The 24,289-nt window shown below is 49.7% G+C and carries 22 protein-coding genes and 1 pseudogene; 10 read left to right on the forward strand and 13 right to left on the reverse strand.

Going from position 1 to position 24,289, the window contains the following annotated elements; translation table 11 throughout:
* Positions 1-58: 58 nt before the first annotated feature.
* Entirely contained in the window at positions 59-1,060 is a 1,002-nt protein-coding gene (locus HQ393_RS01030; protein ID WP_179357021.1) for a TerC family protein, read from the reverse strand.
* 72 nt (positions 1,061-1,132) lie between these two features.
* Here HQ393_RS01030 and HQ393_RS01035 point away from each other — a divergent pair, with 72 nt between their 5' ends.
* The 3 genes and pseudogenes from HQ393_RS01035 to HQ393_RS01045 form a co-directional block, all read left to right on the forward strand.
* Positions 1,133-1,930, forward strand: coding sequence for a TatD family hydrolase (locus HQ393_RS01035; RefSeq protein ID WP_179357022.1), 798 nt, complete (start codon positions 1,133-1,135; stop codon positions 1,928-1,930).
* A gap of 388 nt (positions 1,931-2,318) precedes the next feature.
* Positions 2,319-2,798, forward strand: a complete 480-nt coding sequence (locus tag HQ393_RS01040; RefSeq protein WP_246307924.1) for a PEP-CTERM sorting domain-containing protein — start codon at positions 2,319-2,321, stop codon at positions 2,796-2,798.
* 332 nt (positions 2,799-3,130) lie between these two features.
* Positions 3,131-3,583 (forward strand): annotated as a pseudogene (locus tag HQ393_RS01045) (FxDxF family PEP-CTERM protein); the annotation flags it as partial.
* 72 nt (positions 3,584-3,655) lie between these two features.
* Here HQ393_RS01045 and HQ393_RS01050 read toward each other — a convergent pair.
* The 5 genes from HQ393_RS01050 to gpmI form a co-directional block, all read right to left on the reverse strand.
* A complete protein-coding gene (locus tag HQ393_RS01050; protein ID WP_179357025.1) occupies positions 3,656-4,450 on the reverse strand; it encodes a HesA/MoeB/ThiF family protein in 795 nt (264 codons plus the stop codon).
* Positions 4,451-4,548: 98 nt separating this feature from the next.
* Positions 4,549-4,947 (reverse strand): hypothetical protein, encoded by a 399-nt coding sequence (locus tag HQ393_RS01055; protein WP_179357026.1) that lies wholly within the window; start codon positions 4,945-4,947, stop codon positions 4,549-4,551.
* A 221-nt stretch (positions 4,948-5,168) separates the two neighbouring features.
* Complete coding sequence (locus tag HQ393_RS01060) at positions 5,169-6,605, reverse strand: S41 family peptidase (RefSeq protein ID WP_179357027.1); 1,437 nt, start codon at positions 6,603-6,605, stop codon at positions 5,169-5,171.
* A gap of 26 nt (positions 6,606-6,631) precedes the next feature.
* Complete coding sequence (locus HQ393_RS01065) at positions 6,632-8,002, reverse strand: murein hydrolase activator EnvC family protein (protein ID WP_179357028.1); 1,371 nt, start codon at positions 8,000-8,002, stop codon at positions 6,632-6,634.
* A 76-nt stretch (positions 8,003-8,078) separates the two neighbouring features.
* Positions 8,079-9,611 (reverse strand): 2,3-bisphosphoglycerate-independent phosphoglycerate mutase, encoded by a 1,533-nt coding sequence (gpmI, locus tag HQ393_RS01070; RefSeq protein ID WP_179357029.1) that lies wholly within the window; start codon positions 9,609-9,611, stop codon positions 8,079-8,081.
* A 174-nt stretch (positions 9,612-9,785) separates the two neighbouring features.
* On the opposite strand from gpmI, the gene HQ393_RS01075 reads away from it, so the two are divergent.
* Entirely contained in the window at positions 9,786-10,091 is a 306-nt protein-coding gene (locus HQ393_RS01075) for an ArsR/SmtB family transcription factor (RefSeq protein ID WP_246307925.1), read from the forward strand.
* Between the two features lie 29 nt (positions 10,092-10,120).
* Here the strand turns inward: HQ393_RS01075 and HQ393_RS01080 are convergent, their stop codons facing one another.
* From HQ393_RS01080 to cutA, 3 genes are read right to left on the reverse strand one after another with little or no spacing between them, the layout of a single operon-like run.
* Entirely contained in the window at positions 10,121-10,594 is a 474-nt protein-coding gene (locus HQ393_RS01080; protein ID WP_179357030.1) for a TlpA family protein disulfide reductase, read from the reverse strand.
* Positions 10,591-12,126: a protein-disulfide reductase DsbD gene (dsbD, locus tag HQ393_RS01085; protein ID WP_179357031.1), complete on the reverse strand. Its 1,536-nt coding sequence runs from the start codon at positions 12,124-12,126 to the stop codon at positions 10,591-10,593. The genes HQ393_RS01080 and dsbD overlap by 4 nt, the downstream gene beginning before the upstream one ends.
* The gene (cutA, locus tag HQ393_RS01090) at positions 12,123-12,461 is read right to left on the reverse strand and encodes a divalent-cation tolerance protein CutA (protein WP_179357032.1); all 339 of its coding nucleotides are present in this window, start codon (positions 12,459-12,461) and stop codon (positions 12,123-12,125) included. The genes dsbD and cutA overlap by 4 nt, the downstream gene beginning before the upstream one ends.
* Between cutA and HQ393_RS01095 the strand changes: the two genes are divergently transcribed.
* Complete coding sequence (locus tag HQ393_RS01095) at positions 12,460-12,897, forward strand: FxsA family protein (protein WP_179357033.1); 438 nt, start codon at positions 12,460-12,462, stop codon at positions 12,895-12,897. The two genes, cutA and HQ393_RS01095, sit on opposite strands and share 2 nt — an antisense overlap.
* A 277-nt stretch (positions 12,898-13,174) precedes the next feature.
* On the opposite strand, the gene HQ393_RS01100 is transcribed toward HQ393_RS01095, so the two are convergent.
* Genes HQ393_RS01100 through HQ393_RS01110 form a run of 3 tightly spaced genes read right to left on the reverse strand, consistent with a single transcriptional unit; the run spans position 13,175 to position 15,292 of the window.
* Positions 13,175-13,762, reverse strand: coding sequence for a YggT family protein (locus HQ393_RS01100; RefSeq protein ID WP_179357034.1), 588 nt, complete (start codon positions 13,760-13,762; stop codon positions 13,175-13,177).
* A gap of 10 nt (positions 13,763-13,772) precedes the next feature.
* Positions 13,773-14,591, reverse strand: a complete 819-nt coding sequence (gene proC / locus HQ393_RS01105; protein ID WP_179357035.1) for a pyrroline-5-carboxylate reductase — start codon at positions 14,589-14,591, stop codon at positions 13,773-13,775.
* Positions 14,588-15,292, reverse strand: a complete 705-nt coding sequence (locus tag HQ393_RS01110; protein WP_179357036.1) for a YggS family pyridoxal phosphate-dependent enzyme — start codon at positions 15,290-15,292, stop codon at positions 14,588-14,590. The genes proC and HQ393_RS01110 overlap by 4 nt, the downstream gene beginning before the upstream one ends.
* 91 nt (positions 15,293-15,383) lie before the next feature.
* On the opposite strand from HQ393_RS01110, the gene HQ393_RS01115 reads away from it, so the two are divergent.
* The 4 genes from HQ393_RS01115 to ispF all read left to right on the forward strand — a co-directional run bounded on the left by HQ393_RS01115 (position 15,384) and on the right by ispF (position 20,544).
* Entirely contained in the window at positions 15,384-16,427 is a 1,044-nt protein-coding gene (locus HQ393_RS01115; RefSeq protein WP_179357037.1) for a type IV pilus twitching motility protein PilT, read from the forward strand.
* Between the two features lie 23 nt (positions 16,428-16,450).
* Positions 16,451-17,587 (forward strand): PilT/PilU family type 4a pilus ATPase, encoded by a 1,137-nt coding sequence (locus HQ393_RS01120; protein ID WP_179357038.1) that lies wholly within the window; start codon positions 16,451-16,453, stop codon positions 17,585-17,587.
* A 58-nt stretch (positions 17,588-17,645) separates the two neighbouring features.
* Positions 17,646-19,838 (forward strand): type IV pilus assembly protein FimV, encoded by a 2,193-nt coding sequence (locus tag HQ393_RS01125; RefSeq protein ID WP_179357039.1) that lies wholly within the window; start codon positions 17,646-17,648, stop codon positions 19,836-19,838.
* Between the two features lie 220 nt (positions 19,839-20,058).
* Entirely contained in the window at positions 20,059-20,544 is a 486-nt protein-coding gene (gene ispF, locus HQ393_RS01130; protein WP_179357040.1) for a 2-C-methyl-D-erythritol 2,4-cyclodiphosphate synthase, read from the forward strand.
* 52 nt (positions 20,545-20,596) lie between these two features.
* On the opposite strand, the gene HQ393_RS01135 is transcribed toward ispF, so the two are convergent.
* Positions 20,597-23,290: a calcium-translocating P-type ATPase, PMCA-type gene (locus HQ393_RS01135; RefSeq protein WP_179357041.1), complete on the reverse strand. Its 2,694-nt coding sequence runs from the start codon at positions 23,288-23,290 to the stop codon at positions 20,597-20,599.
* A 171-nt stretch (positions 23,291-23,461) separates the two neighbouring features.
* Here HQ393_RS01135 and HQ393_RS01140 point away from each other — a divergent pair, with 171 nt between their 5' ends.
* The gene (locus HQ393_RS01140; protein ID WP_179357042.1) at positions 23,462-24,268 is read left to right on the forward strand and encodes a hypothetical protein; all 807 of its coding nucleotides are present in this window, start codon (positions 23,462-23,464) and stop codon (positions 24,266-24,268) included.
* Positions 24,269-24,289: the final 21 nt, after the last annotated feature.

Below are 24,289 nucleotides of genomic sequence, written 5' to 3' on the forward strand. Positions count from 1 at the left end.
GTTAACTCACCAATAAAAAAGCCCACTGCTGTGGGCTTTTTTATTGCTTACATCGGAATCATGAGTGAGCTTTAGTTTCAGGAATCGGCTCGCCGCGTGTTTTCCAGAGCGAGTAAAGTACGCCCGCCAAGAGCAAACCAAACGTCACACCCAGTGATACCGCGGTTGGGATTTTGAAGTCGATAATCCCTTCGTGGTTGAAATACACCAAGCCAACTTTCACGCCAATGAATACCAGCACTACAGACAGTGCGTATTTCAGATAGTGGAAACGGTGCACCATAGCTGCCAAAGCAAAATACAAAGCACGCAAACCCAAGATCGCAAAAATATTCGATGTGTAAACGATAAATGGATCTTGTGTGATCGCGAAAATAGCTGGAATGCTATCTACCGCAAATACCAAGTCTGCCGTTTCTACCAAAATCAAGGTCAGAAACAGCGGTGTGGCCCACCAGCCTTTGGCCAAACCATGGTTCTCACCACGCACCCAGAAGCTTTGACCGTGCAAAGTCGGGGTGAAACGCATGTGTTTGCGTAGCCATTGGTAGAACTTATTGTCTTCGATTTTGCCATGCTCATCATCCGACATCAGCATTTTGACGCCAGTGAAAATCAGGAAGGCGCCAAATAAGACCAGCACACCTTGGTATTTAGCTACTAGCACTGCACCCAAGCCGATCATCACCGCGCGCATTAAGATCACACCCAAGATACCCCAGAAGAGTACGCGGTGCTGATACATGCGAGGTACACCAAGGCTGCTGAAGATCAGCGCAATCACAAAGACATTATCCATCGAGAGCGATTTCTCAATCAGATAGCCCGTGATGTACTCCATCCCCGAGGTCGCACCCTTATACCACCACAGCCATGCGCCAAAGGCCAAACCCATGAAAATGTAAAAAGCGGAGAGTTTTAAGCTCTCTGAGACGCTGATTTCGTGCTGGTCTTTATGCAAAACGCCCAAGTCAAAGGCCAACAGGCTAATGACTAGACCAAAAAACATCAGCCAGACCCAAAGCGGGTAGCCAACCCAGAGTTCACTAAAAAATTCCATAAATGTTCCTTACCCCGTTAGGTATTACAATGATCTAATTAAAATATAGAGTGAATGTGTACGATTTACACTATGAGTATGGAATTCACAATAAGTTTCATTGATAGTCACTGTCATCTTGATGCCGCTGAATTTGACGCAGATCGCGATGAAGTTGTCGCACGCGCTCGCGCAGTAGGCGTGAGTGAATGGCTTGTGCCCGCCGTGACTGCAGATACCTTTGCTTCGACGTTGGCAATGCGCGAACGCTATGGCGCGCATATCGCATTCGGGCTGCACCCAATTTATGAAGCAGCGCATCGTGCTGAGCATTTGATCCTGCTGCGGCAGCAGCTTGATTCTGGCTTGGCAGTGGCGGTGGGGGAAATTGGGTTGGATTTTTTTCTGCCCGATTTAAATACCCAGCGGCAAATTGATTTTTTTGAATCGCAACTCAAAATAGCCCGAGATTATGATCTCCCCGTCATCGTCCATATACGGCGTAGCCAAGATCAGGTGTTGAAATATTTGCGCAAATGGCGCGTCAAAGGCGGCATTGCCCACGCGTTTAATGGCAGTGAGCAGCAAGCCTATGAGTTCATCAAGCTCGGATTTTGCTTGGGTTTTGGTGGGGCAATGACTTATACCGGCTCGCAGCGGATACGACGTTTGGCGCAGACCATACCACTTGAAGCCATCGTATTGGAAACCGATGCCCCAGATATCCCCCCGAGCTGGTTGGCGAATCACACCAAGCCACGGAATGAACCCAATCAATTACCACTATTTTTAAAAGTGCTGGCTGAGCTGCGCGCGGCGCCAGAAGACCTCCTCGCACAGCAAATTATCGCTAATACTCGGCGATCTTTATGGTTGGATGCTAAGGTATAGCTCTGTATATCATTATTCATAATGCTTTTATCTACATACCCAATCCATGTTTTGCCTTGTGATGCTTTTTGAGACGGATTAGAGCGCCGCAGTTTCAGATCGAAATTTCACTTTTCGCCACCAATTCGTTGCCGCAGTATCGTGGCTAGCCCCCGTTTGCATACTCAGTATTCCGCCGACCTTGTCGTGGCCTGTGCGCATTAGATGTATTTTGTAATTCAAAAAGTGGTATTTATTTGGTGGATGAATCTCAGTAAAAACTTTTGATGTGCTGACAAAAATATTAATTTGACCTGAGTAAATAGTTGTGTTCAAATCGCGTCAATAATAAAAAACGTGTTAAATCAATAGTTTAGTAGTTTATTATTTACTTATGGAGATGTTTGATATGCGTATGACTCAACTGGCTGTTGCAGCCGCACTGGTATTGTCTGCTGGCGTTTCTCAAGCTGCCGTGACTTATTCAAAAGACTTTACTTTTTCTCCAGCAGGTCTTTTTGCTTTTGAGCAATCGCTCAATGTGACTGGACCTTCTAAACTGACATTTACCTTAACTCCTGATGCAAATGCTAAGGGCGATTTGGCTAATTTATTTGGTTTTACATGGAGAATTGCGCCGACTGTTGATAATGGTCCATATGTTTCAACCGTTTTTGCACCCGGGCAAAAAACATATAGCAATACATTTGACTTAAACACCGCTGGAACTTACGGCTTCCTGTTTACTTCAGCTGGTGCTCATAACTGGACTGGCAAGTTGAATGTGAGTGTTGCTCCAGTTCCAGAGCCAGAAACATACGCATTGATGGGCATGGGTTTGCTTGGCCTGTTGGCAGCTCGTCGTCGCAAAATGAAACAAGCCGCCTAAGTTATAAGTGCGTGCTTTGAAATATCAACCCTGCCACGGCAGGGTTTTTTTTAACGAAGGCAAGTAGTTCGGAGTGATCTCCACAAGAAACAAAATCTCCGACGAGTGGTTAGCAATATCATTGAATCCTGTTTGTTTTGCCAATTCCATATCCGTATGATTCGCCAATTAATGTAGTGGGTTCTGATGTAGATTTTCAGTCGGCTAAACCACTGCAATATGGATTGAAAGATATATTGAATTGACTTTGGGATATGAAAATGAAATTGCTTAAAAAATTGGTTTCTGCCTCGTTCTTACTAACAGCTTTTGTATCTGCTCAAGCTGCGGTATACGATTTTGGTTCTTTGTCTACGCTGAAAACCATTAGCGCCAACGTCAATCCTGGTGATGTGAATGACACTTTCGCTTTTAGCTTGGGTCAGCAAAGTAACGTTACAGGCGCAGCAGTTTCTGTGCTTTTTGCAAATCCATTTAATCCATCTGTTCCTCTTTTGAACCTGAGTAATGGTAAAGTGGAATTGTTCCGTGCAGACAATAGCTTTGTAAATTCATTTACATTTGATAACAAAGCGCAAGCAGGCACAGCATTTAATGGGTTGGCTGCGGGTTCTTATTTCTTTAAAGTAACTGGCAAGGCAGATGGCGCATTTGGTGGTTCATATACACTTTCTTCTGCTGCGGTTACCGCCCCAGTTCCAGAGCCAGAAACTTATGCTTTGATGGGCATGGGTTTAGTGGGTTTGTTGGCTGCTCGTCGCCGCAAAGCGCAACAAGCTGCTTAATTGCTGGTTTGCATCATAAAAAAAGCCGCTTATTGCGGCTTTTTCTATTGGTGCTTGCTGAAAGTGACTTGCCTAGACTTTATGCGCATTGCCACACACTGGGCAGGCGGGGTCTTTTTTGTAGCGCATTTCACGCCAGCGAGCGCTACGTGCATCATAAAGTTGCAAGCGCCCAATTAAGGGCTCACCGCAACCAGAGATTACTTTGAGCACTTCCGCCGCTTGTCCAGTGCCGATCATGCCTACGAGTGGGGCAAACACACCGAAAGTGGCACAAGGGCTGTCGCTGGCTTCGCCTTCTTCACCAAACAAGCAGTGATAGCATGGGGCGTGGGCTTGGCGGGTATCAAAGGTGGTGAGTTGGCCATCGAATCGAACCGCAGCGCCCGAGACCAGCGGCTTTTTGCCCTGCACGCAGGCGCGATTTACTGCGTGCCGAGTATCAAAATTATCACAACAATCGACCACCACGTCGGCTGCGCTAATTAATTGGGCCAGACGTTCGTCATTCGCGCGTTCGGCAATGGCGTTGATGGTAATGTGCGGATTGAGCGCATTGAGAGTGCTTTTAGCCGAGGTGGCTTTATTAATACCAATGCTAGCTTCAGTGTGGACAATTTGCCGCTGAAGATTGGTTAGATCGACTTCATCATCATCAATGATGGTTAAGGTACCAATACCTGCGCTGGCCAAATAGAGCGCCAGCGGGGAGCCTAGGCCGCCTGCTCCAATAATCAAGACATGGGCATTGCAGATTTTCTCTTGCCCTTCAACACCAAGCTCATCGAGCAAAATATGCCGGCTATAACGAAGCAGCTTGTCATCATCAAGCTCGATATTGGCACTGCGGCTGGGGCAAAAGCTCATGGTCGTAAGTCGCCTGAAGGTAGGCTTTGATTATATCAAGCCAAACACTGGCTGGCTTAAGCCATATCAATTTCAGCGCGATCGGTTTTATTGCCCAATTACAAGTAGCGTCGTAACTCTTCGGGTGTGTCGTCGTGATCGCCATGTAAATGCTTGTCCCAGACCTGCACGTAGACATCACGGCTTTTAATATTGTGCTCGGGGATGGCCAAGTTATCGCAGTGAACTTCTTCGCAATAGTGTGCCAAGGCGCGTTTTAACTTTTGCAGAATGCTGTTGTCTAAATGAAAACCCGCTTCTAGCAAGCGATTTTCAAGTGCAATCAGGCTGTGTTGGCTGAGGTGGTACTGGATAGAAATGCGATTTTGGTCGGCAAAGACAAGGCATTGCACCCCATTAAGACGAGAGAGTAATCGCGCTGCCTGACTAGCTTGCTCAAGCGGCAAATTACTGAACACAATGTCACGATGTTTCAGGTCGCTCACGGTGTGTTTCATATCGCCCCCTTTAGATAAGGCTTATCGTGCTATTAGATTAAACCTTTTTTGACCTCTTTGCATGGGTTTCAACTCGGGTGTGTATTGGGAAAATTGAATATCCCAACGGTATAAGTTGGGCTTGGGGTATTTATTCCAAATCTTTTATTTTCAAGGCTTTGAAGTAGATACCCCCAAGGCTGCTGTTGCAGGCTTGGGGGCGGAGTGAAGCAATTAAGTACTTATTTGCTGGCTGGTTTATTCAGTAGCAATTGCTGTACTTTCAGTACATTCAATGCTTGCTGCAATTGATAGTCTGATTTTGAAGCTAACTCACGTGGGTTTTCTTCGCTATCCACCGAGCTGGCGGGTTTTGCCGTTGGTTTGATCGTGGCTTTGGGTTGCGGGGTAGCGACTACTTTGCCCGCATCTTTATCCGTTGGGTTGTCGAGGTGACGACCCAAATCTGCTTCGCGCAGACGGAAACCACTCTCTTCCTTGCCGTTCAGTGTTGCCTCTTCGACCGCGATATCGGGGGTAATGCCTTTCGCTTGGATAGAGCGGCCATTTGGCGTGTAGTAACGCGCCGTCGTGAGCTTCAGTGCGCTCTTGGCATCAATCGGCAAGATGGTTTGAACTGAACCTTTACCAAAAGTTTGCGTGCCTACGACCAGTGCGCGTTTGTGGTCTTGCAAGGCGCCAGCAACAATTTCAGAGGCCGAAGCTGAGCCACCGTTGACGAGAACGACCAACGGTACATTTTTAACGTCTTTAGGTAAGTTCTTGAAGTATTCCTTGCCTGATTCGCGCTGATAGAACTGCGAACTTGCAGTGAATTTCATTTTGGCATCGGCAGTACGGCCTTCGGTGTAAACAACCAAGACATCTTTTGGCAGGAATGCGGCAGATACGCCAACTGCACCGTCGAGCAAGCCACCTGGATCGTTCCGTAAATCGAGCACCATACCTTTGAGCGGTGCTTTATTTTCTTTATAAAGTGCTTCAATGGCCTGAGCGAGGTTTTCGGTCGTGTGCTCTTGGAATTGAGTAATCCGGATATAGCCGTAGCCTGGCTCTGCGAGTTTGAACTTCACGCTTTGCGTTTTGATAATCGCGCGTTTCAGCGTAACGACGATGGGTTTGCCTTCGCCTTTACGCATCAAGGTCAGTGTCACAGAGGTGCCAGCTTTACCGCGCATTTTTGACACGGCTTCATTGAGTGACAAGCCTTGAACCTGTAGCTCGTCGATTTTAACAATGTAGTCACCGGCTTTAATTCCCGCGCGATAGGCAGGGGTGTCTTCGATCGGCGAAACAATTCGAACCAGACCGTCTTCCATATTTACCTCAAGACCGAGTCCGCCAAATTCACCTTGGGTATTTACTTTCAAGTCTTTGAAGGCTTCTTCATCTAGGTAGCTGGAATGCGGATCCAGACCGGATACCATGCCTTTAATTGCTTCGGTTATGAGTTTTTTGTCTTCAACAGGTTCAACGTAGCTTTGTTTGATCAGGCCAAAGACAGTTGAAAAGGCACGCAGCTCATCAATAGGGAGAGGGTTACTACTGGTTTCTTTATCAGCGGTCGCATTAAATGACAGACTCAGTACGGCACCAAGACCGGCACCTGCGGCCAAAAGACTGATTTTTTGCCAGCGGCTGTAAGGCTTATTGGACATCCCTGTTTTTTCCTGTTCGTGCGGTGTTATTTGGCCCACTGCAATGGGTCGAGTGGGCGACTGTTTTGTCGGATTTCAAAGTATACGCCAGATTCTGCCATGCCACCGCTATTGCCAACGGTAGCAATTACATCGCCGGGTTTGACGCTATCGCCGACGCGTTTAAGGACACTTTCATTCGCGCCATAGAGGCTCATATAGCCTCCACCATGGTCGATAATCATCAGATTGCCAAAGCCGCGCAGCCAGTCGGCAAATACCACGCGACCAGAGGCAATGGCATGGACCGATTGCCCATTGGCCGCTTTAATCATCAAACCTTTCCATGTGCCACCTTCACCGCGCAGGGCGCCAAAGCGGCCAATCACTTCACCTTTGACGGGTAAGGCCAACTTGCCTTTCAGTGAGGCAAAATTGGCGCCAGCCAAAGCGGGATCTGGCAGCTTTTCATTCACTGGGCCAGATTCTTCTTTTGGCTCAGGCTCGGGTGTTGGTGCAGGTTTGCCGGCTGCTTTGGCTTGCTGGACCTGTTTTGCTTGCCGTGCTTCGCGTTCGGCTTTGGCTTTCGCTAGTTGCTCAGCGCGTTTTTTGGCTTCTTGTTGCTGCTTGGCCAACTGACGCGCGCGCTCGGCTTCCTGCTTTTTAATCAGGGCATTGAGTCGTTCGGTCAACTCGGTGAGGCGTTTTTCGTCGGCGGCCAGCTTCTGGATTTGATTGCGCTGACTGCTGATTTCTTTTGATAGTTTGGTAACAACCGCTTTCTTTTGCTCTTGCTCGTCGAGCAATTGCTCGCGTTGTTGCTGTTTGCTGCGCGCAATTTCTTGGAGCTCGGCATTTTTTTGCTGAATTTGCTCCGACAGCTGATTGAGCTCATTGAGCTGCCGTTCGAGTTGATTGGCTAATACTTGTTGCGAGCGAGCAAGATGCTTGTAGTAGGTTAAATCACGCGTAACTTGATTGGGGTCTTTCTGGTTGAGCAAAAGTCGCCAGGCTTCAAGTTGGCCTAATTTATAGTGATTTTTTAAGAGATCGCCGAGGCGCTTTTGGCTGGCGCGAATATTGACACGAGTACGGGCAATGTCGGCTTCGAGTTTGGCGAGCTCGTTTTGAGTTAATTCGCGCTCGTGCGCTAATTCATTGAGCACCCGATTGGCTTCGGAGATCGATTGTTCTGACTCTTTTAAGGCATCTGCCGCTTCATTGCGATTTGACTCATTGGCAGATAATTCTTTTTGTAGCTGCTGGATTTGCCCGCGCAGATCTTTTAGCTCAGCTTGCTTGGCTTCGCTCTCTTTGGTGCTGACGCGAATTGACTGACTGGCTGCTGGAGCAGCCAGAGTCAATGGGCTACAAATCAAGCTGGTGAAAATTAGCGAAACAAGTAAACGTACATGCACAGCTTTAGCTCAGAATACTGTCAGAGTGCATAACTTTACTTGATTCGCCCGATTCACTAAACCCAATTCATACTATTTACAGAAAATTGATCAGCGACTGGCCGGTCATTTCTTCTGGTTGAGACAAGCCCATCATGGCAAGCAGCGATGGTGCGATGTCTTTCAGTGCGCCACCCGGTGCGAGGCGGGCAGGGCGACCGATGTAGCAGAATGGCACTAAGTCGGTCGTATGCTGCGTATGTGGCTGACCTGAGTCTTTGTCATACATCATTTCACAATTGCCGTGGTCGGCTGTGATTAAGACTTCACCGCCAATCGCCAATTGAGCCGCTACGACTTTACCCACACACTCATCCAGCGTTTCAACGGCTTTTACTGCCGCATCAAAAATACCGCTATGGCCAACCATGTCGCCGTTGGCATAGTTACAAATAATTGCGGCGTATTGCTTGCTATTGATCGCCGCGATCATTTTTTCCGTCACTTCATGCGCTGACATTTCTGGTTTCAGATCGTAAGTGGCAACTTTAGGTGATGGCACCAAGATACGGTCTTCACCTGCGTATTCTTTCTCTTCACCGCCTGACAGGAAGTAAGTTACGTGTGGATATTTTTCAGTTTCTGCAATCCGCAATTGTTTCAAACCTAAACTCGCGACGTATTCACCAAAGCCGTTTTTCACTTTCTCTTTGGTGTAGGCCACAGGGTGGTTGTACGCTGAGCCGTAATCGGTCGCGGTGCAGAAGAAGCCAAATTGTGGCTGACGCTGTGGGTGCTCAAAGCCTTTGAATGTAGGCTCGGTCAGTGCTGTGGTTAATTGACGCGCGCGGTCGGCGCGGAAATTCATAAAGATCACTGCATCGCCATCTTCCATGCGAGTTGGCGTACCAATCACCGTTGCTGAAACGAACTCATCGTTTTCATCACGGGTATACGCGTCTTTAAGGCCATCTAGCGCGGTTTCAGCGCTATACAGACCTACGCCATCGACGATCAATTTGTAGGCTGGCTCAACACGTTCCCAGCGTGTGTCGCGATCCATTGCCCAGTAACGGCCAACAATGCCGACAATCTTCGCGTGATTGGCATCACAGACGCTTTGTAAGCGTTGCAGGTAGAGTTCGGCGCTACGCGGGGGCGTGTCGCGGCCATCGAGGAAGGCATGCACACGAATGTCTTTGACGCCCGCTTTGGCCGCCGCTTCGATCAGGCCAAATACATGATTTTCATGGCAATGTACGCCACCATCGGACATCAGACCCATGATGTGCAAGGCTTTGTTGTTCGCCAGAGCCGTGTCAAGGGCTTGTTTAAATACAGGGTTATTGCCGATGGTTTTGTCTGCCACGTCACAATCGATACGGCTAATGTCCTGTTGAACGATACGACCTGCGCCAATATTGAGGTGACCCACTTCCGAATTACCAAACTGACCTGCAGGCAAACCGACAAATTGTTCTGATGCGTTAATCGTCGTAAATGGGTATTGGGAGAATAAGCGATCAAAATGATGTTTGCGTGCGTGTAAAATGGCATTGTCATTCCCGCCGGTGCGGTAACCAAAACCATCAAGAATCAGTAGTAAAACGGGAGTGATTGATTGGGACATGGCAAATTCCTATGAGATTCACTATAAATTGCTGAAATTTTCTGCAAATCGCGGTTGCGAATTGATTTCAAACACGGTTAGTATTCTAACTCATGCTGATGTTATATCGCCGCTATTTGGCATAATGATGATTGTGCTCAACCCTGAAGCTGTTACAAAAATAAAAGATTACCGATGATAGACTCAATTGCACAGATGGATGATGAACACATCGACCAAGCTTCACGGGCGATGAAAGCAATGTCTCACCCTTTACGCTTGAAAATTTTATGCGTGTTAGCCGATCAAGAAGTCAGCGTTCAAGATATTGTCGATCGCGTGGGGACAACGCAATCCAATATTTCACAACATTTGGCGCTGATGCGCGAAAAAGGCGTGCTACGTACCCGTAAAGATGCAAATCGTGTTTATTACCGCGTTGGTGACGTGCGGACACTGGAAGTGATTTCTATGCTGCGCGATGTATTCTGTGGCTTCTAATTAAATATCGATACGCATAAAAATACGCCTCATGGGGCGTATTTTTTTATCTGCGTTTCGATCTGCTCTTTGCTGATCTTGCCCACATTGATCGCCACTTGTTTGCCTTTGGCATCAAAAAAAACCGTGAAGGGCAGACCGCCCAGATTGTTGCCTTGCGCGCGCATCAAGTCCATCGCGCTATTGCTGCCAATCAAGGTTGGATAATTGACGCCGATCTCTTTGGCAAATTTGGCGCTCGGTTCAGGGTCATCAATCGCGATGCCAATAAACTGCACCTTGCCTTGGTATTTTTTCTGTAATTGCACCATTTCGGGCATTTCCTGCCGGCAAGGGCTACACCATGTGGCCCAATAATTGAGCACTACCATCTTGCCTTGCCATTGCTTGGTGGGCTGTGGTTTGCCCGTTAAATCAGGAAAGCTCATGCCCCAAAAATCCGGCGCAGCCCAGCTTGCGCTACTTGCTACCAAGCTCAAGATCGCTAGCCATTGTTTAATCATGGTTGTGCTTCCAGTTTTTTAAGGGTCGTTAAAAACTCGTCTGGGCCTTGATAACCGATCACTCGGTTTGCTAACTCTTTGCCGTCTCGGCCGTAAAAAATCAGCGCGGGCGGGCCGTACAATTTGAAGCGAGCCAGCAGCGCCGCATCATCAGGGCTATTGGCGGTGACATCGACGCGAATCAACTCGTAACCTTGCAGTGCTGTTTGTACCGAGGTTTGGCTCAGCGTATTTCGTTCAAATTCGATGCACGACACGCACCAGTCGGCATAAAAATCGACCATCACAGGTTTGCCTTTCGCTTGGGCAAGGGCCTGATCCAGCGCACTGGTGCTGCGGACAGTTTGAAAAGCCAGAGCGTGTGGCTTTTCAATACCTAGGTGGGGTTCCCATAATGGACGCGATACCCAGATTGCCATTGCGAGCAATACTACCCCAAAGACGATTTTGACTCCTTTCATTACTCCGCCAGAAATCTTGGGTAAGATCGTCGAGCCGAAGGCGCCAATTGCCAGTAGCGGTGAGCCCAAACCAAGCGCCATCGCATACAGCGCGGCACCGCCAAGCAGTAGATCGCCAGTTTGACCAATATAGGCCAGCGCAGCCGCGAGTGGCGGTGCAATGCAAGGGCCGATGATCAACGCTGAGAGTAAGCCCATCAGTAGGACTGAAGTCCATTTGCCGCCCGGCAGCTTCATGCTGGCGTTATTTAGTTTACTTTGCAGTGCGCTAGGCAGCTGCACGTTAAATAAACCAAACATCGATAGCGCCATCGCGACAAAAAACAGCGCAAATAGCGCGATCACCCACGGCTGTTGCAGCGCGACGACCAAGAGTGTGCCCGTTGCTGCCGCCGCAACGCCAATAGCAGTGTAGGAGATCGCCATGCCTTGTACGTAAACAAAAGTGAGGCTAAACGCATGCCAGCGCTTGGCAGCTTTTTGTCCGATCACGATACCAGAGACAATCGGGATCAGAGGATACATGCAAGCAGTCAGGGCAAGGCCGATGCCCGCAAGAAAGAAAATGCCGAGCGTGCCAAAAAAACTGCCCCCGAAAAACATCTGGTCGGGGGCTGAGTTGTTGGCGTCGTTCGCTCCGAAGAGCTGCTTGAGCGCCGGGGTTTTGGATTCCCCCAGCTTGATCGTCTGCGTCTGTGGCGGGTAACAAATGCCCGCTTCAGCACAACCTTGGAATTTCAGTGTAATCGCTTGCTGCGCAGCAAGAGGTTGTTTGCTGGTGAGTTTCACAATCAGCTGATTGTGAAATACCGATACCTTGCCAAAGCTAGGGTCGTCTTTCATTTCGCCCGCCGGAATTTGGCTACTGAGCTCTAGCCCGGGTGCGCTGACTTTAATGCGGTCGCGGTATAAATAATAGCCCGGCGCAATCGTGAAACGAGCTTCGACAGTTTGGTCGTCAATTTGCACTAAAGTGGCGCGAAAGGCTTTTTCGGGCGGTAAAAAGTCAGCATTTGCCCAGCTGAGCATTGAAAAAAAGCCAAACAGCAAGCAAGTAATAAAACGATTCATTGTGCACGGCCATCCGTTTCTTGCGCTATCCATGCCAGATAGCTTGGCGCGCCAGCCACGATCGGTAGCGCGATAATTTCAGGTACTTCATAGGGGTGGTGGGTCAGTAGCCATTGTTCCAGTTGCGCATAACACGCTTGGCTGGTCTTAATCATTAGCGGAACTTCTGACGCAGTTTCGATTCCACCATCCCAGTGATACGTAGATTGTACCGCAGGCAATTGGTTCACGCAGGCCGCTAAACGGGCTGAAATAATGCCACTGGCCAGCGCCTTGGCACTGGTTTCGTCGGGGCAATTGCACCATACTACGAGCGATTGATGAGGAGTATTCATGCCGTATTTAGTTTTTGCCAGTTTATTGGCTTATCCATTTCTAGAAATTATGTCACTAATCTGGTTGGCCGATGCCATTGGTACTTTCCCAATGCTGCTCATCGTGTTGCTCAGCTTTGGCGCTGGCGTGTTGATGTTACGTCATCAGCGCCTTGGCATTGGCTTGACGCTAATGAACGATATTCGCACGGGGCGTTTGGGCTTGCATAGTCTGTTCAGTGTGGCTCGTTACTATATCGCTGCGGTGTTATTGATTGTGCCGGGCCTGATTGGCGATGTCATTGCTTTGATTTTACTCTTGCCATGGGGAAAGTCAGCACCAACGGTCAGTACGACAGGCGGTATGCCGCCGCAAGATGGCGTGATTGATGGCGAATACCGTCGTGTCGATCCTCAATCAGATGTTGACCATACCCAGCCACGTATTGATCGCTAATCATTTTTTCGCATGCTTTTGAATGGAATACCCCTGTCTGCTTATGTCTGCAGTTTAGTAGCAACGGGTTTTCTGGCTTTAGTTTCGGCTTTTTGCTCAATAGCCGATGCGATATGGCGAAAAGCTAAATTAGCCGAACTATCGGGTTAAGTCGGCATTTCCCATGCAGAGTATGGAGGCGAGGCGAGTTTTGCTTGTTTTGCCATTTCGCCTCATGCACTCGCGTCAGAGAAGGGCGGCTCGGAATGACTGCATCAGCCGAGCCGCCGACTCCGATTTAGCCGATCATTCTTACGCTTTGTAAAATCATCGGCTCAAGCTGGGCGATGACCACATTCAAAATTAATTGAATCACCAAAATCAGCAGCAATGGCGAAATATCTACGCCCCCAATGGGCGGGATGATCTTTTGGATCGGGCGCAAAAATGGTGCAGTTAAGCCAGTGAGTGTCGGCATTAGCGGGTTATAAGGCGATAGCCAACTCATTAAAGCTTGGCCAATCACCGCCGCAAACAGTAGATACAGCGACATTTTGATTAGCTCCAGCGTCGCTGTCAGCACGAGCGCGACGATGGATGCGCCAGATGAAAAATCAAACGGCCACGGCGTAATGGCCAGTAACACCGAATGCATCACAAAAGCGGTAATCCACGCCATCATCAAGCTGGTGGTGTCATAGCCTTTGATCGGCGGGATTATTTTGCGCACGGGCAACACGACCCAGTTGGTCAGCGCCAGCACAAATTGCCCCAGTGGGTGACGAAACGAGACTTTGGCCGCTTGCAAATAAAACCGCGCCAAGAGCAACAGAATCAGAAACTCAAGTAGGTTACGGATTAAAAAATCCAGCACACTGGTGAGCATGGCAAACTCCTTATGGCTCGATATCTCGACCTAATTCCTCGCCCAATTCACGCGAGCGGGCTGCGGCAGCTGATGCCGCGGCAATAATCGTCTGGCGCACTTCGCTTGATTCAAGTGCCTTGATTGCGCGTTCGGTCGTGCCCCCTTTGGAGGTGACTTTTTGCTGCAGAGTTCCCGCATCATCTTCGCTATTGAGTGCGAGTTTGACCGCGCCAGCAAAGGTTTGATAGGCCAGTTTATGGGCTACTTCAGGCGCAAAGCCTTGCGCGCGTGCGGCAGCTTGCAGTGCTTCCATAAAATAGAAAATATACGCTGGGCCGCTGCCCGAAATCGCGGTAATGCCATCAATTTGGTGTTCATCATCGACCCAGACTTGTTCGCCTATCGAGTCCAAAATGCGGCTGGTCAGTGCGCGGTCGGCTTCTGTTACGGCTTCGCTCGCATAGACGCCTGAAATGCCTGCTTGAACCAAGGCAGGGGTATTGGGCATAACGCGAATAATGCGTTGGTGCCCAGACATAAACCTAGATAGGGTATCGACGCGAATGCCCGCTGCAATCGAGATGACTAAGGCGTCGCCTATTTGGGGCTGAAGTTCGCTGGCAACAGCCTTGAGCTGCTGAGGCTTAACCGCAAATAATACCGCCGTGCTGTTTGGAATGGCTTCGCCGGGGGCTGAAGTGCCAATGCCATACTGAGACCCCAATGCAGCACGTTTGACATCATCAGGCTCCACCACATGGATTTCTTGGCCCGTAAAGCCTTGTGCCAACATACCGCCTATCATGGCTGTGGCCATATTGCCGCCACCAATAAATGTAATGATCATTGCTTTTCCTGCTGGTAATGGCGGGCGCCGAAAATCGCACTGCCCACGCGAACTAAAGTTGTGCCACTGGCAATGGCCAGTTCTAAATCTGCCGACATGCCCATCGAGAGCGTGTCGAGCTTAAATCCTTGATCTTGCAATGCAGCCTGACAGTATTTCAGGCTTTGAAATTGTTTGGCGAGCGTATCTTCATCGCTCGTGGCTTCGGGTATACACATCAAGCCTCGTAACTGCAGGTGAGGTAATTGCCTGATTGCAGTGGCCAGCTCGAGCAATTGATCAGGATGAATGCCCGATTTACTGGCTTCGCCCGAGACATTCACTTGAATACAGACATTCAGCGCCGGCAGATGTGCTGGACGCTGGTTATTGAGGCGCTCGGCGATCTTAAAGCGATCAATAGTATGAACCCAGTGTGCTGATTCAGCCACGATTCGTGTTTTATTGCTCTGCAGAGGGCCAATAAAGTGCCATTCAATGTCGCTGCAATCGGCAAGGTCGATGCATTTCTGCGCCAGTTCCTGCGCATAATTTTCGCCAAAGCAACGTTGGCCGTGGATGTATAATTCCCTTACGGCTAAGGCAGGGAATGTTTTACTCACGGCAAGTAAGGCTACTTCCGTCGAATTTCTACCGCAGGCTGTGCACGCAGCGTCTATCCTACCTTGTACGCCTTGCCATGCTTCAAATAACGTTGCCATAATGAACAAAATCTTGTCAGGATGCTTGTTGATGAGCCAGTGAAAATGGCGCGAAGCAGACCTGAGTCGTGAATAAGAGGAAGAATTATAAATGGAAATCTCGGAACTCTTAGCGTTTTCGGTCAAGAATAAAGCATCTGACTTGCACTTGTCGGCAGGTTTGCCACCGATGATCCGTGTTCATGGCGACGTTCGCCGAATTAATTTGCCCGCAATGGATCATAAAGACGTACACGATATGGTGTACGACATTATGAACGACGGACAACGTAAAGTTTATGAAGACACACTGGAGTGTGACTTCTCGTTCGAGATCCCCAATCTGGCTCGTTTCCGTGTCAATGCCTTTGTGCAAAATCGGGGTGCTGGCGCGGTTTTCCGTACGATTCCGTCCAAGGTTTTAACGCTCGAAGAACTCAACGCGCCTAAAGTCTTTCAAGATATTGCGATGAATCCGCGCGGGCTGGTGCTGGTTACTGGGCCAACGGGTTCGGGTAAATCGACAACATTGGCGGCGATGGTCAACTTCATTAATGACAATGAATATGGTCATATTTTGACGGTGGAAGACCCGATTGAGTTTGTGCATCAATCTAAAAAATGTTTGGTCAATCAACGTGAAGTCGGCCCACATACATTGTCTTTTGCGAACGCTTTGCGCTCAGCTTTACGTGAAGACCCTGATGTGGTGCTCGTCGGTGAGATGCGCGATTTGGAAACGATCCGCCTGGCGCTGACCGCCGCAGAAACGGGTCACTTGGTGTTCGGTACTTTGCATACGAGCTCTGCCGCTAAAACCATCGACCGTGTGGTCGACGTTTTCCCTGCTGCGGAAAAAGAAATGGTGCGGGCGATGTTGTCTGAATCATTACGCGCCGTTATTTCGCAAACGCTGCTAAAAACCAAAGATGGCACCGGCCGTGTGGCTGCGCATGAAATCATGATTGGTATTCCTGCGATTCGAAATCTAATTCGCGAAAATAAAATTGCCCAGATGTATTCGGCGATTCAAACTGGCTCGGCACACGGTATGCAGACGCTGGATCAATGCCTGCAAAATCTAGTTCAGCGCAATATTGTTTCAGTTGCAGAAGCCCGTAATAAAGCAGCTATTCCGGATAACTTCAAAGGTTAATCCGTTTGCAGGGAAAGTAAAAAATGGAAAAAGAACAAGCCGCTAAATTTATGCATGATTTGCTGCGCCATATGCGCGGCAAAAATGCGTCCGATCTGTTTATTACCGTTGATTTTCCGCCTGCGATGAAAATTGATGGTCGCGTAACCCCGGTTTCGAATCAACAGCTCACGGCTCAGCACACCAAAGAGTTGGCGAGAGCGATTATGAACGATAGGCAAGCCGAGGACTTTGAGGCGAATAAAGAATGTAATTTCGCCATTAGTCCGGGCAATATGGGGCGCTTTCGGGTCAACGCCTTTATGCAGCAAGGCCGTGTTGGCATGGTTTTGCGGACAATCAATTCGGAAATTCCGAAGCTGGCTGAGCTCAATCTGCCGCCCGTACTCGAAGATATCGCCATGACCAAGCGTGGCTTGGTGATTTTCGTCGGTGGTACAGGCTCGGGTAAATCAACATCGTTGGCGGCGATGATTGGGCATCGCAATGAAAATGCTTACGATCATATTATTACGATCGAAGATCCTATCGAATATGTGCATGAGCACAAAAATTCGATTATCACGCAGCGCGAAGTCGGCGTTGATACTGATTCGTGGATGGCCGCACTGAAAAACACCCTGCGACAAGCGCCAGATGTGATTTTGATTGGTGAGATTCGTGATCGAGAAACAATGGATTACGCAATTGCCTTTGCTGAAACGGGCCATTTGTGTATGGCCACCTTGCACGCCAACTCGGCCAATCAGGCCCTTGATCGGATTATCAACTTTTTTCCCGAAGAGCGCCGTCAACAGTTGCTGATGGACTTGTCTTTGAACTTGAAAGCCTTTGTGTCCCAGCGTCTGGTGCCGCATGCTTCCGGCAAAGGTCGGGTTGCCGCAGTTGAGGTGATGCTCAATTCGCCATTGATTTCAGAGCTGATTTTCAAAGGCGAAGTACATGAAATCAAAGAGTTGATGAAAAAATCGCGCGAATTGGGGATGCAGACTTTCGATCAATCCTTATTCGATTTGTTTGAAGCTGATCGCATTACTTACGAAGATGCTTTGCGTAATGCAGACTCGGTCAACGATTTGCGCCTGCAGATTAAGTTAAATGGCTCGGATGCGAAGCAAAGAGACGTTTTGTCGGGACTTGAGCATCTGGATATTGTTTAATTCAGGTGGCGTTTTATTGAAATGGCGTACAAATCAAATCCTGTAGGGTAATGAAACATTGAATTTTCTTCTGAAACAATCCGTTGTTGCGCTCATCTGTGCGGGGCTGAGTCATGTAGCCCAATCGGCCATGCTGGGTGATATTCATGTGCGCTCAGCACTAGGGGATCGTTTTGATGCGACTGTAACCGTAGCCGCGGCGGAAGATGAAGACCTGAACTCGGCTTGTTTTCGACTGGTGTCACCACAAGAAGAACGCGATGGCTCAAATGTTTTGCGGCGCGCCCAACTGATTTACCAGCATGAAACCAATGGTGGTCGATTACTGATTCGCGGCGAAGATACGACGCAAGAGCCACTCTTGATGGTGAGTATTCGGGTGAAATGCCCAGGTGAAGAGGAGCGTGTTTTTCAGCGCGACTATCGTATCTTGCTCGACCCTCGCGAATACCGCCCTCTGCTCTCCTTACCCACCTCGGGCGCAAATAAAAGTGCGAAGTTAGCGATCCGCCGTAAATTACCGCCGCTCGGATCTGCTTGGCTGAGTGAAGAGGGCGATTCAGTTGCAAAAATCGCAGCTAATTATTATCCGAATGATAAGGTGCGTCAGCAGGCCTTGGTGCAAGGCATTTATGAGCTCAACCCTGACTTGCCCCAAAATACCAATGCGCGCTTGGGCGGCGATTGGCGTATTCAATTACCTGGGGCCGTGAGTAAACCGACGCCCGTACCACGAGCGCCAGATTTAAGTCAGTTTACTTCCACCACGCCCAAAGACCTCGTGCCGCTGCCGCGTCTGAGTTTGGATTCGGATGTCTCTGCGGCAAGCTCAGCAGTCGATTCGAAAACGAGCACACCCACGCAAACTATCAATGCAGGAGGTGGGGAATTTAGATTACGCTTATCCGATAGTAATCTGGATACCCAGCGCAAGAATGATCTGACCCCTGAACAGACTTTGCAATTACGCGAGCGTTTACTCTCGCTGGAGTCGGACGAGCAAGCGGCTCAAATGCTGCAACTTAAATATCAGATCGCAGAGTTGGAAAAACAGCTTGCAAGTATCAAGGGCAATACAGGAAATACCGATAACAAAGCGATTGAGCTCAAGAATAATCTGGATGGGAATGACTCTAACGTAAGTGGTAGTTGGTTGTGGGGCTTGTTAGGCTTATTTTTTGCAGCCCCACTGGGCTTGTTGTACTGGCGTCGCCGTCAAGCACGTCAGGCATTGGCTGAAGAACCGTTCTCAATGATCTCGCCTTCTACTGCCTACATGGGGGGAGGTCAGCATTATGCTGCGAGTGCAGATAGCGGAATTTATGGCCGAATCAATACTTCTGGCGGCTTGGATACCGGTCAGATTGGCACGCCGATACATCGGGATCATCAAGAAGACTGGCATAGTGATGATGTTGACGTGGTTTCCCCAGGCAACGTAACCGAAGAAGCGCAACTGCTCCTCGATCACGGTTTGACGCCGCAGGCGATCAATCTACTCACACACGAGATTAGCCAATATCCAGCGGCGCTTGCATTATGGATGAAATTATTTGAGATATTTGCCGCCAATAAAATGGCTGAAGCATTCCAAGAGCGCGCAGTCGCATTTAGATTGCAGTTTGCTAGCGATGCTTTATGGCAAAAAGTACAGGAATTGGGACTTTCCTTGGATCCTGCCAACCCGCTGTATCGTTCACTGGATACCTCCTCGGATGAAGCATTGCAATTTGGCGTAGATTCCACCCTTGCTGCGAAAAATGAAGATTTGGACTTTGCCAATGCAATGTATATGGATGCGGGGCTAGATGCTCCCGTCGAGGTGGTCGGGCTTGATCAAGTGCCCACAGAACATTTTAATATCGATATGGAAGTCGATGAGCCAGAATTGGCACAATTGCATTTCAGCGACGAACAAACCAGCGTAGGTGAAGTGAACCAAAATGAATCCTTTGAATTAACTGCCTTAGATTTTGGTGATGAGGCGGTAGGGCGCATTGACATTCAGGAAGTGCAATCCCCAGACCCGGTGCCAGAATTGCCGCTGCTTGCACCCAAAAAGGCCGCAAGCATGGAGAGCTTCCAGTCTGATGATCCAAGTTTGCAGGCGGTTGCACAGTTGATTGAGGCAGGGCAACGCAAAGAGGCATTCAAGCAACTGGAAGAGATGCTTTACAAGGGCAATATGTCGCAGCGACTGACCGCATCGAAATGGCTAGATAGAATGATCGGATCCTTCGGGCAAAACTAATCATCCATGCCATCCAAAGGCCTCGAGTTATGTCTCGAGGCCTTTTTCTATTTTCGCCAGCCAATTGCTCGATGCCATGGCAGGGCGGATTTTTCACCCAGTCATTGTGCACATTTCACTCATCCGAAGATGGGGTGTTTTCGGTGTAAAATTGCGGATCTGGATTGGGGCTGCACGATTTCCTTGCCGCGATCATGCTTGCTGATTAAGGACATAAAAAATGACATTCTCTATTCGCGTGGGCCAAGGTTGGGATGTGCACCGTATGGTCGTAGAACGTCCGTTGATATTGGGTGGTGTGCACATACCCTATGAAAAAGGTCTGCTTGGCCATTCGGATGCCGATGCGCTATTGCATGCCATCACCGATGCAATTTTGGGCGGTGCGGGACTCGGTGATATTGGCCGGCATTTTCCGGATACGGCGGTGGAATTTAAAGGGGCAGATAGCCGGGCCTTATTGCGTGAGGCAGTAAGCAGGGTCTTGATCGCGGGGTGGCGTATTGGCAATATCGATGCTTCAATCTTGATCCAGCAACCGAAAATGGCCCCGCATATTCCTGCCATGGTGGCTAATATTGCTGCCGATTTAGGTATCGATCCGAGCTGTGTCAATGTCAAAGCCAAAACTTATGAAAAGCTGGGCCCTGTCGGGCAGGGTGAGGCGGTTGAAGCGCAGGCGGTTGCGCTGCTGATTCAGGTTTAATCTTTCTGGTCATTGGGGCAAGGGATAGGGGCGCAGATTGCGCCCCCTTTTTTCACTGCTCGCGCCGAACAAATCGCACAAGGCATTTTCGACCTTCTTCCAAGAGCCAAATCGATGACGCAACGACGATACATAATGGCCAATCACGCCAACTCATGCCATGGGTTGCGAATAATTGCTGTGCGATGGGCCAGTGAACCGCAATAATCTGCAAGGCCAGTACCGTGAGTAGCGAGGCCCAAAGCATCGCATTGCTAAAAAAGTGGCGATTTAATGCGCTATGCCGCTCATTACGGGCATTAAATACATTAAAAAACTGAAAAAGTACAAAGGTGGTAAAGGCCATCGTCGTGGCGCGTTCGGGGCTGCCGTTGGCCAATCCTAAATGCAGGACTGCCAATGTACCGACCATCATCGTCATGCCATATGCCAAAATCCGCGCTATCCGCGCGGCAGTGAGCACGGCCTCGCTTTTGCTGCGCGGGGGCTGCGCCATGATGTCGGCGCGGGCAGGATCGAGTGCCAGAGAAATCGCTGGCGGGCCGTCCATAATGATCGCGATCCATAAAATTTGTATGGCCGTAAACGGCGTGGGCAGACCTACGAGCGGCGCAAAGAACACCGTTAATACTGCACCAATGGTCGTGGAGAGTTGAAAACGAACAAATTTCAGGATGTTTTCATATAGCGTTCGCCCCTGATGAATCGCCGCAACGATAGTGGCGAAATTATCATCAGTTAAGACCATGGTGGCCGCTTCCTTAGCTACCGCGCTGCCGTTGAGCCCCATGGCGATGCCGATATCGGCGCTTTTAAGCGCTGCTGCATCGTTCACGCCATCGCCTGTCATCGCCACAATATGATCTTTGGCTTGCAAGGCGTTCACAATATTGACTTTGTGAGCCGGCGATACGCGCGCAAATACCGCAATATCATCGATCTGGGCCGCCAGTTGTGCGGTGCTCATTTTTTCAAGTTCGCTACCTGTTATGCAACGGCCTTGTAAACCCAATTCGGCGGCGATGGCCATGCCAGTGGCTTGATGATCCCCCGTAATCATTTTGACGGCGATCCCTGCATGTTGGCAGCGGGCAATGGCCAGCCGAGCTTCTGCACGGGGTGGGTCATAGAGCCCGATCAGTGCAATCATCGTGAGCTCGCTCATGTGATTCATCAGCGGCGTGTGTTCATTAAACTCATGCGTGGGAATAAAACGGCAGGCAATCATCAAGCCGCGCAAGCCTTGTGCGGCCATGGTTTGATACGCCTGCCCAATGGCATCGCGCCCAGCCTGTTGCAGCGTGGGGCACTGATCACCCTGTAATGTGTGGCTGCAGAGCCTGAGTAAAATATCCGGGGCGCCTTTAACAAAAATGGTGGTGCCTTCGCTACTGCGATGAAAGGTCGCCATGTATTTGTGCGCGCTGTCAAAAGGGATTTCTGCAGTGCGCGTTGGAATATCGTCGGTGTTGTGTGGCGCGAGCTTGCTGGCCAATACCAGCAGTGCAGCCTCCATCGGGTCGCCGAGCATGGTGTTGTTTTGCAGCTGGCTGTCATTGCAGGCCTGCAATGGGCGGGTGAGTGAGCTAAACGAGGGCAGGGCTTGCTCATCGTCGGCGGTGACATTGCCGGCAAGTTGATAGCCCTCGCCCGAGATGTGAAACAGGCGTGCTTGGAAATACAGTGCTCGGGCGGTCATCTGATTTAAGGTGAGCGTGCCTGTTTTATCCGAGCAAATGACCGTGGTGCAGCCCAGTGTTTCGACACTGGCGAGTCGTTTCACAATGGCATGTTGTCTGGCCATTTTATGCATGCCCAGTGCCAGTGTGACGGTGACAACCACGGGCAGCCCTTCGGGGATGGCCGCAACACCCAGCGCGATGGCACTGAGCAAAATATCGGGCAGCGGCGTGCCGCGTAACCATTCCAAAAAGGCCAATAAACCGACCAAGACAATGGCAATCAGCCCGAGTTTCTTACCCAGCATATCCAATTGTATTTGCAGTGGTGTTGGCGCTTCCTCGGTATTGGCGATGGTATTGGAGATTTGCCCCATTTCACTGTGGGCGCCCGTGGCGGTGACGACCATTTCGGCCCGCCCTCGCGTCAGCAGCGTATTCATAAAGGCCATATTTTGTCGCTCAGCGAGCGGGGCGTCGCGGTCAACTTGATGACTGCTTGATTTGGGCGTCGGCATCGATTCACCCGTCAAGGACGACTCATCAATTTCAAGCCCGATAGCCAGTACGAGTCGCCCATCCGCAGGAACACGGTCTCCCGCCTCCAAGAGCACAATGTCACCGGGCACGAGCTGGCTCGCTTCAATTAATCGATCTTGGCTATCCCGCCGAACGTGCGCTTTGGGGGGGAGCATGGCTTTGAGCGCGCTGAGGCTCTGTTCTGCTCGGTATTCTTGATAAAAACTCACCAAGGCATTGATGAGGACCACGGTAAAAATGATGCCGGCGTCTTTGGTGTTGCCAATGGCCGCAGATAAAATCGCCGCGCCGATAAGGACCAAAATCAGAGCGCTGCGAAATTGGCTAATAAATACACTGAAGGCGCTGCGTTCTTGAGCTTGCGGTAGTGAGTTTGCGCCAAAAGTAGCGCGATGACGCGCAACGGTCGTGTCATTCAAACCATGCTGAGCTTGAACTTCAAGTCGAGCCAGTATTTCGGCCAAGGGCAGGGCATGCGCATGGTGAAATGCCGCTGCCGTACGTGAATGATTGAGCGCCGGTTTCATTGCAGTACAACCAAGGTGACCATAGTTCAGTTTAGTGCGGGGAATGATTTCTAGGCGAAAACTCCGAGATCGGCCAGAATGAAAGGCAAATTAGCGTACCAATACGCACAGCGCTGCTGTTGCTGCCGTCGTTGTGAGTGTGGCGAAATGGGTTTTTATTTGGGTATATTTATGAGTTCATTATTAAATATTGTATTGGCAGCAATACTTCTGGTGGGTATGTTTTCGTCGGCGTTTGCCGATGTGGTTGATAGTTTTGCGCCCAAACATAAATTAGCCACTCAGCTCGCTCTTGTGTTGCAGGAGGCGTTCCCCAAAGCCAGCATTCGCGCTTTTTCTGGGCAACTGGTCGTCAGCGCTCCTGATCAGGCGGTTTTTGCGCAGATTCGTGCCATGGCTGATCAGCTCGACACACCCACCCGTAGTTTGCGAATTAGTGTCGAGCAAAGAGACTCTAGTCAGCGCAACGCTCAATCGCTAGATGCCAATGGCGCTGTGATTGTCAGTAATCAAGGCAGCCGTGCGGCAATCAGCGTGACGGCGGGTGAAGGCCAATCTCAGCGCACGCAGACACAGCAACAAATGCTGACGGTGCTCGATGGTGCTCAGGCCATGATTATGCTGGGGCAGCAACGATTTATACCGATGATTGGCTTTCGTTACCGCCCCGGCTACACCATCGTGCAGCATGGCGGGGCTTGGCAAAGTGCGGGGAGTGGGTTTTATGTGGCTCCTGCCTTATTAGGGGATGGCCGAGTGAGCCTTAAAATCGCGCCACAAAGCAGCAGTTTTAATCGCGATGGCAGTCTTGATTTGCACGCTACTTATAGCGAAGTTGAAGGTCGTCTGGGCGAATGGCTTCCTATTGGACAAACCAAAATGGAAGGCTCAAACGACAGACGTCGCATTTATGAGGTGGATGAGCAGCAAGTGCAAACCAGCTACACCGTGTGGGTGAAAGTTGAATTAAGCCGCTAACAGGGCGTCGTGCCCTGTCGC

This window comes from Chitinibacter bivalviorum (assembly GCF_013403565.1).
Taxonomy (GTDB): domain Bacteria; phylum Pseudomonadota; class Gammaproteobacteria; order Burkholderiales; family Chitinibacteraceae; genus Chitinibacter; species Chitinibacter bivalviorum.

Excerpts from the sequence above, each read along its gene's own strand:
- HQ393_RS01110 (WP_179357036.1), bottom strand. The coding sequence starts at position 15,292 with ATGGCAACGTTATTTGAAGCATGGCAAGGCGTACAAGGTAGGATAGAC.
- gpmI (WP_179357029.1), bottom strand. The coding sequence starts at position 9,611 with ATGTCCCAATCAATCACTCCCGTTTTACTACTGATTCTTGATGGTTTT.
- proC (WP_179357035.1), bottom strand. The coding sequence starts at position 14,591 with ATGATCATTACATTTATTGGTGGCGGCAATATGGCCACAGCCATGATA.
- HQ393_RS01030 (WP_179357021.1), bottom strand. The coding sequence starts at position 1,060 with ATGGAATTTTTTAGTGAACTCTGGGTTGGCTACCCGCTTTGGGTCTGG.
- HQ393_RS01060 (WP_179357027.1), bottom strand. The coding sequence starts at position 6,605 with ATGTCCAATAAGCCTTACAGCCGCTGGCAAAAAATCAGTCTTTTGGCC.
- HQ393_RS01120 (WP_179357038.1), top strand. The coding sequence starts at position 16,451 with ATGGAAAAAGAACAAGCCGCTAAATTTATGCATGATTTGCTGCGCCAT.
- HQ393_RS01055 (WP_179357026.1), bottom strand. The coding sequence starts at position 4,947 with ATGAAACACACCGTGAGCGACCTGAAACATCGTGACATTGTGTTCAGT.
- dsbD (WP_179357031.1), bottom strand. The coding sequence starts at position 12,126 with ATGAATCGTTTTATTACTTGCTTGCTGTTTGGCTTTTTTTCAATGCTC.
- HQ393_RS01035 (WP_179357022.1), top strand. The coding sequence starts at position 1,133 with ATGAGTATGGAATTCACAATAAGTTTCATTGATAGTCACTGTCATCTT.
- HQ393_RS01050 (WP_179357025.1), bottom strand. The coding sequence starts at position 4,450 with ATGAGCTTTTGCCCCAGCCGCAGTGCCAATATCGAGCTTGATGATGAC.
- HQ393_RS01080 (WP_179357030.1), bottom strand. The coding sequence starts at position 10,594 with ATGATTAAACAATGGCTAGCGATCTTGAGCTTGGTAGCAAGTAGCGCA.
- HQ393_RS01140 (WP_179357042.1), top strand. The coding sequence starts at position 23,462 with ATGAGTTCATTATTAAATATTGTATTGGCAGCAATACTTCTGGTGGGT.
- cutA (WP_179357032.1), bottom strand. The coding sequence starts at position 12,461 with ATGAATACTCCTCATCAATCGCTCGTAGTATGGTGCAATTGCCCCGAC.
- HQ393_RS01115 (WP_179357037.1), top strand. The coding sequence starts at position 15,384 with ATGGAAATCTCGGAACTCTTAGCGTTTTCGGTCAAGAATAAAGCATCT.
- HQ393_RS01040 (WP_246307924.1), top strand. The coding sequence starts at position 2,319 with ATGCGTATGACTCAACTGGCTGTTGCAGCCGCACTGGTATTGTCTGCT.
- HQ393_RS01095 (WP_179357033.1), top strand. The coding sequence starts at position 12,460 with ATGCCGTATTTAGTTTTTGCCAGTTTATTGGCTTATCCATTTCTAGAA.
- HQ393_RS01075 (WP_246307925.1), top strand. The coding sequence starts at position 9,786 with ATGATAGACTCAATTGCACAGATGGATGATGAACACATCGACCAAGCT.
- ispF (WP_179357040.1), top strand. The coding sequence starts at position 20,059 with ATGACATTCTCTATTCGCGTGGGCCAAGGTTGGGATGTGCACCGTATG.
- HQ393_RS01135 (WP_179357041.1), bottom strand. The coding sequence starts at position 23,290 with ATGAAACCGGCGCTCAATCATTCACGTACGGCAGCGGCATTTCACCAT.
- HQ393_RS01100 (WP_179357034.1), bottom strand. The coding sequence starts at position 13,762 with ATGCTCACCAGTGTGCTGGATTTTTTAATCCGTAACCTACTTGAGTTT.